The following is an 11,749-nucleotide window of genomic DNA, read 5'->3' as shown; positions in this document are numbered from 1 at the left end:
GCGCGAGGCTGATATGCCTCCTTCCGTTTATGGAATGAGGGTTTAATGACGAAGCTGATTCAAATCTTGCTGACCATCGTTGTCGCCGCGACCGCGATCCTTGGGTTTCGCTGGTATCAATACGTGGATAACAAGCAGAGCCCGTTTGACGAAGTTGGTATCGCGTTGAATGCGGCGATGCCCGGGCCGCTCAATCAATGGGGTTGTGACCGGCTGAAGCTGACATTTGGCAACGGACACCCGCCGCACGGTTGCGCCGCGGCCGATGGGACGCAGTGGAAATAGCCTGCCATCAAGGGATCAGCAGAAATATCGATGGGCGATCTGCTAGAGGAGGCCTGAATCAGGCCGGCTGCGTCGCGGAGCAGGCGTCCTCGAATTCCTTGACGGTTTCCGCGGAGTTGTCCTCCGGCAGCACAGCGTCGGCCGCTTCGGTCGCGACCGGCGTGTCGCCTTGATAGACGAAGGACTGGATGTAGTAGGCGATCGTTCCCTTCCAAACGTTCCGGCCGTCTATCTGCTGGCAGGGCACGGCCGTTTCGAAGTCGGCTTGCAGGTCGTCGACCGTGGCAGCGCTGAGGGCGATGTTAGGCGATGCGATAATCGAGGCGATAAGCAAGGCTGCAAGCACGGTGAACGTCCACTAGATCAGAGGTGGCGGCGATGGTTTGGTTAACGATGTGAACCGTGCTTTCGTTCCGAAGTCCAGCAAGCATGCCGGGCACTGTGCCGTGTTCAACAGTTCTTTGCGAAAGGCGAGCACTGGTGCTCAAGCTGTGGCAATGAAGGCACAAAGATTGGCGTGAGGTGCGTTGGCGTTTTCGATTTTCCGGCGCCCGCCTCAAAGCGTGGCGCTGGCAGCTGATCAACAATACCCGCCGCAAATGCTTCCGATGATGTTGGACGCCGTAATGGAGTGCGAGTGGCCAGCGGCATCCGCCTGTAGCGATCTTCGCATCTCCAGCCAAATACATACGACGTTCAAACGCGCTACGAAACCGGCATCTGACCGCGGGTGCTCGACCAGTCGCGCCGGGATGTCGCGGAGACGTTGCGCACCCCAGTTCGACTGGCCACTGACGGATATCTCTCTCGTGTCGTTAGTTCGAGAGGTTAAAGCCGACCGTCTTACTTCTTGTCTTTCTTGCCCAGGGAGAAACTGCTGCCGGCCAGCTTCACCTGTGAGCCTTCCGTCACAACGGCGGCTTTGACAGTCTTGTCCTTCTTTGGCTTTCTAACCTCGCGGTTACTTCGCACTTGACCTTTTGCCATGATCGTCTCCTTGGAAGGTGTGCCGGGGAACCCTGCATGGGCGCCGAATGCCGGCAAACCAGCCTGCATTGATACCGCCGTAAGTCAATGACGGTGCCGGTGGATCACTGTTTTGCCGGCGTTGCGTCGCGCATTCGTGCCCGGTGTCCGGGCACTGCGATGATAACGTCGCTTCGGTCACTTACCGTTGCGCCCCTGGGATGCTGTCGCAGGCCCTATGACGGCAGCAACTTCGGTTATCTTGTTCGCCGGAAATCCGGCGCGTTCCGAATGTTCGCGAATGACGTCGGCGCTTGATGCCTCGTGGACGCAGTAAATCTTGTCGCCGGCGACATAACTGGTGATCCATGTATATGGTACGCCAAGATCGGCGACGACAGCATTGGATTTTGCCGATAATGCGCAAAGGTCGTCCTGGTTGAGCTTGTCGGCCCCTGGGACGTCGCGTTCAATGATGTAGGTGGGCATCGTTCAGTTCCTCGGTTGTTGGAGGACTGAATATCAAGAATATCTAATATAATTGAAGTCAATACTTTCCACCGGTGATGCGGCGATTCACGACGATTTCCCTGGAAGTATAGGATCAAGCAGCGGAAGGGGCTCCACCGGGACTGGCGTCCGATCAAACGATGGGCGCCTGTATCGCCCCGCGATCACAATATCTCGCGGCCAATAGCTCTATGCGACTGAAATCGCGCGGCCGGGGATGGGAGCGCGCGATGCGCTCCGTCCGACACGCGTATACTAGCGCAAGTTAGTAGCTGAGCCGGAAACCGCCGGGACTCGCCGCAGACGGATCGGGTACAGGTGTTGGACCTTGCCACTGCGCATAGGTCGTGTTGCTGCCGCCGGTGCTTGCGCATCCGGCAAGCGCAAGAAGCGCGAGAAAAGCGGCTGTCGTCAAATATTTAAGAGGCATGGTTTTCTCTAGTTCTGGGAGATCGCCCAGGGCTCGATGGGCCGGAATCAGACTTTCCCTCAAATTATCTGGGATGGCAAGCGGGTCGAGCCACCGCCTTGCAAGCGCCGTCAATGCTGCGGCTATGATCGGGGAATACTCGCAAAACTTGTATGCGTTCGCCGCCAAAGCATTCACTTGGCGACCGAGCGCAATAATGGGTGGCGAAAAATGAGACAGCCATGGCGGAGGAGGTGGGATTCGAACCCACGGTGCGCTTTCACGCACGCCGGTTTTCAAGACCGGTGCCTTAAACCGCTCGGCCACTCCTCCGGGCAGGGCGTTATTGCGCGAAGCCTTGCTGCTTTGCAAGATTTAACATGCGTGGGCGGAAAGATTTTCTTGGCGCATCCGCTGCCCATTTTGTCCGGGTAACCATTCGTAAACCATAACTGGAGATTTCGAGCCGTCAGCCATTCGTCGGTTCGCAATTTTGCCTTGTTGCTGTCATGATTAATCGACTGTTCCGTTTCGGGACGCCGAGATTTCCGCTGGGGGCACGAGTGGAAGGTTTCGAGTACGGCTTATTCGAATGATGTTGTGGGACAGATGACATCCAGTAAAAATGCGGCATATCTGATCAAGGGACTGCGCCTTGCGGCGGTCCCTGTGCTTTGCGCAACGCTTGCGGCTTGCGGATCGACGTCCAGTATCAAGAAGAGCAAGTCGAGAAGCAAAGAATACTTTGCTGAGTCCGTTTATGGCGTGAAGGCGAGCCCCCGTGTCGCTACCGGCAAGAATATTCCGAAGGGCGGCGGCCGCTTTCAGGTCGGCAAAGCCTATCAGGTCAAGGGCAAGTGGTACCAGCCGAAGGAAGATTTCGGTTACAACAAGACCGGTGTCGCGTCCTGGTACGGCTCGGCCTTTCATGGTCGCCTGACGGCCAATGGCGAAGTCTACGACAAGCTTCATCTGTCCGCCGCGCATCCGACCTTTCCGCTGCCGAGCTATGCGCGTGTCACCAACACCGAAAACGGCACTTCCGTCATCGTTCGTGTGAACGATCGCGGTCCCTATGAATATGGCCGCATCATCGACGTTTCGTCGAAGACAGCCGATTTGCTCGATATCAAGCAGAAGGGCAGTGCCAAGGTTCGGGTGCAATATGTCGGCCGCGCACCGCTTGAAGGCAACGACATGCCCTATCTCATGGCGTCCTATGTCACGAAGGGCGACCGCAGTCCGGGCGTCATGCCGGAGGGCCAGATCGCAACCGGCGTGATGGTCGCCTCGAATGAGCCGATGCGCAACCAGTTGGGAACGCTGGTCATTCCGCCGAAATCGTCCCTTGATACCGCCGGTACGGTAACGGCGTTGGCTGCACCTGTCCCGCAATTTGCAGCACCGCCGTCGCTGAGCGAGTTCGTCATGCTTCCGGAAATCGGGCCGATCCCGCGCGAGCGACCGGAATACATTCCGATGCCTGACGGCAACATGGCCTATGCGGCCGCCTATGTGGAAGTGCGGGTAAGCGATGCGGAATCGCCGTTTGAAGCGATCATGGTCGAGACCAATCCGCTTACGCCTGAATCCATCGTTGCCCATGCGAAGCGCCAAGGCAGAACCGGTTCGCTCAGGTAACCTGGGGCGTTGTACCATTCTGATGACGCTGCTATGCCCAATGGGAAACCGGAGTTTCCCATGCGCTTGATGATGCTTACGGTCACGTTCGGCCTTGCGGCGTTGCTCGCGAGTGCGGCAGCGGCTCAGACGCCGCCGGTGGCGTTTGACACCAAGGCAAAGCAGATCCTGCTGGTGGATGCCGAAACCGGCACCGTTCTGTTTTCCCGCGCCGAGAACGAACCGGTTCCGCCCGCCTCTCTTGCCAAGTTGATGACGATGGAAGTGGTGGCCGAGGCCATCGCCAAGGGTGAGCTTTCGGCCGAAACGGCCTTCGACGTTTCCGAACACGCGTGGCGCACGGGCGGCGCCCCATCCGGCACTTCGACGATGTTTGCTGCGCTGAAGTCGCGCATTCGCGTGGCCGATCTGTTGCAAGGGGTGGCCGTTCAGCTTGCCAATGATGCCTGCATCATCCTCGGAGAGGGGATGGCCGGTAGCGAAACCGCCTTTGCCGAAAAGATGACGGCCCGCGCTCGCGAACTCGGCATGCCTATCGCCACGTTCGGTAACGCCACAGGTCTGCCGGATCCCCAGAACCGGATCACTATGACCGAACTGGTGACGCTGACCCGTCATCTGCACGAGGCGCACCCCGATCTCTATCGGCTCTACGCCCAGCCTGAGTTCGAGTGGAACAAGATCCTTCAGCGCAACAAGAACCCGTTGATCGCGGCCAAACTCGGGGTCGATGGTGTCGCCACGGGTTTTGCCGAAGGCTACGGTTTTTCGCTGGCCGCATCGATGCAGCGTGGCGACCGGCGTGTCTATCTCGCGATGGGCGGGCTCGATACCGATAAGGAGCGTACGGAGGAAAGCCGCAAGGTGCTTGACTGGGCGATGACGGCGTTCGAAAAGCGGCGAATTTTTGCTGATGGCGAGGCGATCGGCGAGGCCAGTATCTACGGCGGTGCGGCCTCCCATGTCGCGCTTGTCGCTGGTGGGCCGGTTGATGTGCTGCTGCCGGTCAACAACCCGGAACGCCTGACGGCCCGTGTCGTCTACAAATGGCCGTTGCGCGCTCCCGTGGAAGCCGGCGCCGAGGTCGGTGTCGTCCGACTGTGGAACGGCGAAAAGCTGCTACGCGAGGTTCCGGTCAAGACGGCGGGAGCAGTGGGCCAAGGGACACTGGCGAGCCGCGCGCTCGACGCTCTGCAGGAACTCTTCTTCTTCTGGCTGTAACAAAACCGGTTCTGGCGGTTTCATCGGGTGGGCCAATCGGCTAAACAGAGCCAAATCGCATGCCGATATAGGAAAGCATTGTGCCGCTGGCAAAAGGTCTGTTTGTAACATTCGAGGGCGGGGAAGGGGCCGGCAAATCGACCCAGTTGCGCCTGCTCGCCGATTCTCTGCGCGCGCTCGGCCACAAGGTGCTGACGACGCGCGAGCCGGGCGGATCGGTCGGGGCCGAAGCGGTGCGCCATGTGCTGCTTTCGGGGGCGGCCGAAGCCTTCGGCGTCCGAATGGAAGCCATTCTGTTTGCTGCGGCGCGCAGCGATCATGTCGAAGAGGTCATCCGGCCGGCGCTGACTGGGGGAACGATCGTGCTTTGCGACCGTTTCATGGACTCGTCGCGCGTCTACCAGGGCATCACCGGCAATCTGGAGCCGGCCTTTGTCGAGACGCTGGAGCGGGTTGCCATCAATGGCGTAGTCCCGGACCGGACCGTGATTTTCGATCTGCCGGCGACTATCGGTCTCGAGCGCGCCCAACGCCGCGCCGGCGATGACAGCCCGGATCGTTTCGAGAAGGAAGAGCTTGAGACGCATGAAAAGCGCCGCGAAGCCTTCCTCGATATCGCACGGGCGGATCCGGACAGGTGCCGGGTTATCGATGCGACGCAATCCGCCGAGGCGATTGCCGCAGAGGTGCTCGGCCTGCTAGAGAGCTTGCTTGCGAACGCTGAAGTCTCCGGGCCTTCGAATGCGGGGTCCGCACCATGACGTCGGAAGCGCCAGGTGTACTTGAAGGGGCAATCGCGCCGGTCCAGAACGACCGGCTGTTTGGTCATGAGCAGGCGGAAGCGTTTCTGGCCCAGAGCTACCGTTCGGGCAAGGGACACCACGCCATTCTGATCGAAGGGCCGGAGGGTATCGGTAAGGCGACGCTTGCGTTTCGCTTCGCCAGCCACATCCTCAATCACCCGGATCCCGCGACTGCGCCCGAAAGGCTTGAGGATCCCGACCCGGCCTCGATCGTCGGCCGGCAATTGGCCTCCGGCGCATCGCACAATCTTCTGCATCTGACGCGGCCGGTCGACGAGAAGACGGGCAGGGTCAAGGGTGCCATCACCGTCGACGAGGTGCGAAGGGCCGGCAAGTTCTTTTCGCAGACATCCGGCACCGGCAACTGGCGCATCGTCATCATCGACCCGGCCGACGATCTCAACCGGAACGCCGCCAACGCCATCCTGAAAATTCTCGAGGAACCGCCGCGTCGGTCGCTGTTCCTGGTGCTGACCCACGCGCCGGGTAAGCTATTACCAACCATCCGTTCGCGCTGCCTGCCGCTGCGGCTGAAGCCGTTGGAGCCTTTGGCGCTGCGCCAGGCGCTCGGTCATCTCGGCTTCGATCTTGAGAGCGAAAATGCCGCGCGCGTTCTGGCCGCTGCCAATGGCAGCGTGGCGGAGGCGCTGAAGCTCATCAACTACGGCGGTCTGGAAATCACCGCGACCTTCGAGGCGATCCTCGCGGGGCAAGGGCCGGGGATCCGCAAGGACATGCACAAACTTGCCGACGTGCTTTCGGCCAAGGACAGCGAAACGATCTTCGATTTCTTCACGTCGCTGCTGACAGGCCGGCTGATGCGCGAAGCCCGCGATGCGGCCGTTGCCGGCGACATCATGCGCGCCGAGCGTTTCGCCCGGCTTTCGGCCACGACCGGGGAACGCCTCACCATCAGCGACGCCTATAATCTCGATCGCAAGCAAACCATTCTTTCGCTGCTGGACGACGTCAAGGCGGCGCTATAGCTGGACCTGAAACTTCCATTTGCGCTTGATCGCAGCGACCAGATCCAGGTCGTGATGGTGGGCGAAAAGCAGCACGTGACCCAGCAGATCTGCGGCCTCGTCCGCCATATCGGTCTGGATCTCGTCCTCTGATTTTCCATGCCGCCTGCCGCGGCCGGTGTACTTGTTCCAGGCCTGGGTCAGTTCGCCGATTTCCTCCTGCATCTTGAGCATGAACCAATCTGCATCCCGCTCGATGCCGTTGTCTTCGGCGTAGTGGGCCGATGCCGCTTCGAATTGACGTTCAAGCTGGCGCAACATGACGATCCCTTCGCGTTTGTTTCCTATTTGTTCTATTGTTTCGTTTGCGTCCACACAAGCGGGAATGGATGTCGATCAGCGGCTTCGGTGCGGGCTTTTCTGCCATCTCCCGGTTCCTTCCGCGCGGCGTATGCGCTAAGAGCGTCGGTAGCTTTATCCGAGATAGATTGAATCCGCTTATGAGAGACACGTCCCCCTTTTACATCACCACCGCGATTTCCTACCCGAACGGCAAGCCGCATATCGGCCACGCCTATGAGTTGATCGCAACGGATGCAATGGCGCGCTACCAGCGCCTGGACGGACGCGACGTATTCTTCCTGACGGGCACGGACGAACACGGCCAGAAGATGCAGCAGACGGCGCGCCGCGAAGGCGTGACGCCTCAGGAACTCGCCGACCGGAACTCCTCGGAATTCCAGAAGATGGCGGTTCTCCTGAACGCGTCGAATGACGACTTCATCCGCACCACCGAGAAGCGCCACCACGAGGCGTCGCAGGACATCTGGAACCGCATGGGCGAGGCGGGCGACCTCTACAAGGATTCCTACGCCGGCTGGTACTCCGTGCGCGACGAAGCCTATTACCAGGAGAACGAGACCGAGCTGCGCGCCGACGGCGTGCGTTACGGTCCGCAGGGCACGCCGGTCGAATGGGTCGAGGAGCAGAGCTACTTCTTCAAGCTGTCGGAGTATCAGGACAAGCTGCTGAAGCACTACGAAGAGAACCCTGACTTCATCGGCCCGGCTGAGCGCCGCAACGAAGTGATCTCCTTCGTGAAGTCAGGCCTCAAGGACCTGTCTGTTTCGCGCACCACCTTCGATTGGGGCATCAAGGTGCCGAACGATCCTGGTCATGTCATGTATGTCTGGGTCGACGCGCTCACCAACTACATCACCGCGACCGGCTATCTCGACAATCCGCAGGGACCGCGGGCGAAATTCTGGCCGGCGAACATCCATATCATCGGCAAGGACATCATCCGCTTTCACGCGGTCTACTGGCCCGCTTTCCTGATGTCGGCCGGCCTGCCGCTGCCCAAGCGCGTCTTCGCCCACGGCTTCCTGCTCAACAAGGGCGAGAAGATGTCGAAGTCGCTCGGCAACGTCGTCGATCCGTTCAATCTCGTCGAGCATTTCGGTCTCGACCAGATCCGCTACTTCTTCCTGCGCGAGGTTTCCTTCGGCCAGGACGGAAGCTACAGCGAGGAGGGGATTGCAACCCGCATCAACTCCGACCTTGCCAATGGCATCGGCAACTTGGCGAGCCGTTCGTTGTCGATGATCGTCAAGAATTGCGATGGCCATATTCCTGTCTGCGGTGCGTTGACCGACGAAGACAAGGCGATGTTGGCGGCCGCCGATGCGCTGCTCGAGATCACCCGCGACGAGATGGGCAAGCAGATGATCCACCGCGCGCTTGCGGCGATCATTGCGGTCGTTTCGGAGACCGATCGCTATTTCGCCGGCCAGGAGCCTTGGGCCCTGAAAAAGACCGATCCGGCGCGTATGGCAACCGTGCTCTACGTCACCGCCGAGGTCGTTCGCCAGATTGCCGTCCTGTTGCAGCCCTTCATGCCGGAATCGTCAGGAAAACTGCTCGACCTGGTGGCAGCCCCAGCCGACAAGCGCGACTTTGCGGCACTCGGCGAGACCGGCCGTCTTGTCTCCGGAACGCCGCTTGAAGCGCCGAAGCCGGTCTTCCCACGCTATGTCGCCCCGGAAGCGTAATAAGGCACGATCAGCATGCTTATCGATACGCATTGCCATCTGGATTTTCCCGACTTCGAGGCTGAGCGCGACGCTATCATCGAGCGCGCGCGCGCAGCAGGCGTCGGCCAGATGATCACGATCTCGACACGCGTGAAGCGGTTCGACACGATCCTTGCGATTGCGGAAGCTTATCCGAACGTCTTCTGTTCCGTCGGCACCCATCCGCACAACGCGGATGAAGAGCTTGATATCACTGCAGACGATCTCATCCGGCTTTCGGCCCACCCGAAGGTGGTGGCGATCGGCGAGGCGGGTCTCGATTATTTCTACGACAACGCGCCGCGCGACGCTCAGGCCGAGGGTCTGCGCCGGCATATCGCTGCGGCGCGCGAAACCGGTTTGCCGCTCGTCATTCATAGCCGTTCGGCAGACGACGACATGGCGGCGATCCTGACCGAAGAGACAGGGAAGGGCGCCTTCCCCTTCCTTCTGCATTGCTTCTCGTCGGGTCCGGATCTGGCGCGAATTGGCGTCGAGCTCGGCGGCTACGTGTCGTTCTCCGGCATCCTGACCTTCCCGAAATCGGAAGAACTGCGCGAGATCGCGAAGACGGTTCCGCATGATCGCATGATTGTTGAGACCGACGCACCTTATCTTGCGCCCAAGCCGTTTCGCGGCAAGCGCAACGAGCCTGCCTATGTGGCGCACACGGCCGATGTTCTGGCCGATACGATCGGTGTGACGAAGGACGAGATTGCAACGCATACGACGGAAAACGCTTTCCGCATCTTCTCCAAGATGCCGAGGCTCTAACGTGGCATTCAGGCGCGCTTTCACCATTCTCGGCTGTGGTTCGTCGCCTGGCGTGCCGCGTATCACCGGGGACTGGGGCGCCTGCGATCCCAAAAATCCGAAGAACCGCCGCATGCGCGCCGCTCTGCTGGTGGAGCAGATCGCGCCGGATGGCGGCAAGACGACTGTGGTCATCGATACCGGTCCGGATTTTCGCGCCCAGATGGTGGCGGCAAATGTCCGCCACATCGACGCGGTGCTCTATACCCATGCCCATGCGGACCATCTGCATGGCATCGATGACTTGCGCGGCTATGTCATTGAAAATAAGAAGAGAGTACCGATCTGGGCGGACGCTTTCACTATGGGCCGGATTCGCGAAGGGTTTCATTACTGCCTGGAATCGCCGCCCGGAAGCGGCTATCCGCCCATCGTCGACGCACATATCATCGCCGACGATCTTTCATCCGTGATCATAACAGGGGCAGGTGGCCCGATCACCTTCCAGCCCTTGATACAGTTTCACGGCAATATCCACTCGCTCGGATTTCGCGTCGGCGATTTCGCCTATTGCAGCGATGTCAGCGACTTTCCGCCGGAAACGATCGCAAACCTTTATGGTCTCGAGCTTCTGGTGCTCGATACCCTCCAGTACAAATTTCATCCGAGCCATCTGTCGCTGGTGCAGTCACTTGGCTGGATCGATCGGCTTCGTCCGAAGAAAGCCGTTCTGACGCATATGCATGTGCCGCTCGACTACGACACCGTCCAAGGTGAAACGCCTGATCATGTCGAGCCGGCTTATGACCTGATGCGTCTCGAATTCGAAGTCGACGTCCCCGTGCTCGGAGACGCCTGAACTTCACGTGTTCGAAATATCTAATATTCAGGCCTATTTCGAAAAATACGGCGCCAGGTTCTTGCGGATGCGCTCCAGCACGGTGCCACCCGAAAGATTCGGAACGAAGGTGCGCCCGGTGATCTTCTCATAGGCTTCGATATAGACAGCTGACGTTTGCTCGACCAGTTCTCTCGGGATTTCCGGGACCGGATCCCTGTAGGGATCGCAGCGCTCGGTGACCCAGGCGCGCACGAAATCCTTGTCGAAGCTTTTCGGCCGCTCGCCGTTTTCAAAGCTCTGCTGATAGCTGTCGGCGATCCAGTATCGACTGCTGTCGGGCGTGTGGATCTCGTCGGCAAGGATGATGGTTCCATCCTTGTCGGTGCCGAACTCGTACTTCGTATCGACAAGGATCAGGCCACGTTCGGCGGCTCGCGCCTGGCCCCGCGCAAACAGCGCCAGCGCATAGCTCCACACGGTATCGAGCTGTTGCTTCGTCAGGAGGCCTTGCTCTAGAATTTCGTCTTCCGACAGCGGTTCATCATGGCCTCCGTCGAAGGCCTTGCTGGTGGGCGTGATGATTGCTTGCGGAAGCTTTTGATTGTCGCGCAGACCGTCGGGCAAACGAATGCCATACATGTCGCGCTCGCCGTTGCGATATTTCGTCAGGATCGACGTGCTGGTGGTGCCGGCGAGATAGCCGCGGACGACGATTTCGACCGGCAGGATGTCGAGCCGCTTGCCGATGACGACATTCGGGTCGGGATAACTGATCACATGGTTCGGGCAGATGTCGGCGGTTTCCTCGAACCAGTAGCGCGCCGTCTGCGTCAGCACGTGACCCTTGTGCGGAATGGACGTCAGGATGATGTCGAAGGCGCTCAGCCGGTCGGTCGCGATGATGATGCGTTCGCCGCCGGGCAGATCATAGTTTTCGCGCACTTTGCCATTGTAGCGGTTTGGCAGTTCTGGAATGAAAGCATCTGAAAGAACGCGCAATTCGCTCATCGCATCGGGCCTTGCAAAACGAGGTTTCGTGGCGAACGAATAAGCAGCCGCGAACGGCTGGGTCAAGCCAAGAGTAGGTGCAATACGCCCGGAAACGGGCATTTCGGCACATCTATATGTTCCATAATCTATCTTATCTGATTTTCTCGTGTAGCCGCAAAGTTGAAGTGTCCTGATCCTGCAAAGTAAGAATGTCACTCTCCCCGGGTTTTGATGACCTGGGAGATTGCGGATGGGATTGATTGCGATGAGCGAGCGTGACCTGCAGCGGATTG

At 59.5% G+C, this 11,749-nt stretch carries 13 protein-coding genes and 1 tRNA gene; 8 read left to right on the top strand and 6 right to left on the bottom strand.

All coding sequences use genetic code 11. From position 1 onward, the window contains the following. Window positions 1-45: 45 nt before the first annotated feature. Complete coding sequence (locus tag IB264_RS23840) at window positions 46-285, top strand: hypothetical protein (protein ID WP_025427053.1); 240 nt, start codon at window positions 46-48, stop codon at window positions 283-285. 58 nt (window positions 286-343) lie between these two features. Here the strand turns inward: IB264_RS23840 and IB264_RS23835 are convergent, their stop codons facing one another. The 4 genes from IB264_RS23835 to IB264_RS23820 form a co-directional block, all read right to left on the bottom strand. Continuing rightward, window positions 344-631: a hypothetical protein gene (locus IB264_RS23835; protein WP_025427054.1), complete on the bottom strand. Its 288-nt coding sequence runs from the start codon at window positions 629-631 to the stop codon at window positions 344-346. 497 nt (window positions 632-1,128) lie between these two features. Beyond that, a complete protein-coding gene (locus tag IB264_RS23830) occupies window positions 1,129-1,341 on the bottom strand; it encodes a hypothetical protein (RefSeq protein WP_038576095.1) in 213 nt (70 codons plus the stop codon). Window positions 1,342-1,449: 108 nt separating this feature from the next. Beyond that, a complete protein-coding gene (locus IB264_RS23825; RefSeq protein WP_025427055.1) occupies window positions 1,450-1,740 on the bottom strand; it encodes a DUF4242 domain-containing protein in 291 nt (96 codons plus the stop codon). Window positions 1,741-2,413: 673 nt separating this feature from the next. Next, a tRNA-Ser gene (locus IB264_RS23820) sits at window positions 2,414-2,503 on the bottom strand. A 276-nt stretch (window positions 2,504-2,779) separates the two neighbouring features. On the opposite strand from IB264_RS23820, the gene IB264_RS23815 reads away from it, so the two are divergent. The 4 genes from IB264_RS23815 (at window position 2,780) to IB264_RS23800 (ending at window position 6,821) form a co-directional block, all read left to right on the top strand. Then, on the top strand, window positions 2,780-3,811 hold the full coding sequence (locus tag IB264_RS23815) for a septal ring lytic transglycosylase RlpA family protein (RefSeq protein ID WP_025427056.1): 1,032 nt from the start codon (window positions 2,780-2,782) through the stop codon (window positions 3,809-3,811). Window positions 3,812-3,871: 60 nt separating this feature from the next. Further along, window positions 3,872-5,032 carry a D-alanyl-D-alanine carboxypeptidase family protein gene (locus IB264_RS23810; protein ID WP_025427057.1) on the top strand — a complete coding sequence of 387 codons (1,161 nt, stop codon included), beginning with the start codon at window positions 3,872-3,874 and terminating at the stop codon, window positions 5,030-5,032. Window positions 5,033-5,112: 80 nt separating this feature from the next. Continuing rightward, window positions 5,113-5,793, top strand: a complete 681-nt coding sequence (gene tmk, locus IB264_RS23805) for a dTMP kinase (RefSeq protein ID WP_038576098.1) — start codon at window positions 5,113-5,115, stop codon at window positions 5,791-5,793. After that, complete coding sequence (locus tag IB264_RS23800; protein ID WP_025427058.1) at window positions 5,790-6,821, top strand: DNA polymerase III subunit delta'; 1,032 nt, start codon at window positions 5,790-5,792, stop codon at window positions 6,819-6,821. The genes tmk and IB264_RS23800 overlap by 4 nt, the downstream gene beginning before the upstream one ends. Here IB264_RS23800 and IB264_RS23795 read toward each other — a convergent pair. Beyond that, complete coding sequence (locus IB264_RS23795) at window positions 6,816-7,121, bottom strand: pyrophosphatase (RefSeq protein WP_025427059.1); 306 nt, start codon at window positions 7,119-7,121, stop codon at window positions 6,816-6,818. The genes IB264_RS23800 and IB264_RS23795 overlap by 6 nt on opposite strands. 179 nt (window positions 7,122-7,300) lie before the next feature. Here IB264_RS23795 and metG point away from each other — a divergent pair, with 179 nt between their 5' ends. The 3 genes from metG to IB264_RS23780 are packed head-to-tail and all read left to right on the top strand — an operon-like array spanning window position 7,301 to window position 10,484. Next, the gene (gene metG / locus IB264_RS23790) at window positions 7,301-8,851 is read left to right on the top strand and encodes a methionine--tRNA ligase (protein WP_025427060.1); all 1,551 of its coding nucleotides are present in this window, start codon (window positions 7,301-7,303) and stop codon (window positions 8,849-8,851) included. Between the two features lie 15 nt (window positions 8,852-8,866). Further along, window positions 8,867-9,646, top strand: coding sequence for a TatD family hydrolase (locus IB264_RS23785; RefSeq protein WP_025427061.1), 780 nt, complete (start codon window positions 8,867-8,869; stop codon window positions 9,644-9,646). A gap of 1 nt (window position 9,647) precedes the next feature. Next, the gene (locus IB264_RS23780) at window positions 9,648-10,484 is read left to right on the top strand and encodes an MBL fold metallo-hydrolase (protein WP_025427062.1); all 837 of its coding nucleotides are present in this window, start codon (window positions 9,648-9,650) and stop codon (window positions 10,482-10,484) included. 33 nt (window positions 10,485-10,517) lie between these two features. Here IB264_RS23780 and IB264_RS23775 read toward each other — a convergent pair whose 3' ends face one another. After that, the gene (locus IB264_RS23775) at window positions 10,518-11,465 is read right to left on the bottom strand and encodes a phosphoribosylaminoimidazolesuccinocarboxamide synthase (protein ID WP_025427063.1); all 948 of its coding nucleotides are present in this window, start codon (window positions 11,463-11,465) and stop codon (window positions 10,518-10,520) included. Window positions 11,466-11,749: the final 284 nt, after the last annotated feature.

The organism is Ensifer sp. ENS11 (assembly GCF_014851895.1).
In the GTDB taxonomy this organism is placed as follows: Bacteria; Pseudomonadota; Alphaproteobacteria; order Rhizobiales; family Rhizobiaceae; genus Ensifer; species Ensifer canadensis.
This window is presented reverse-complemented; position numbering and strand designations above follow the sequence as displayed.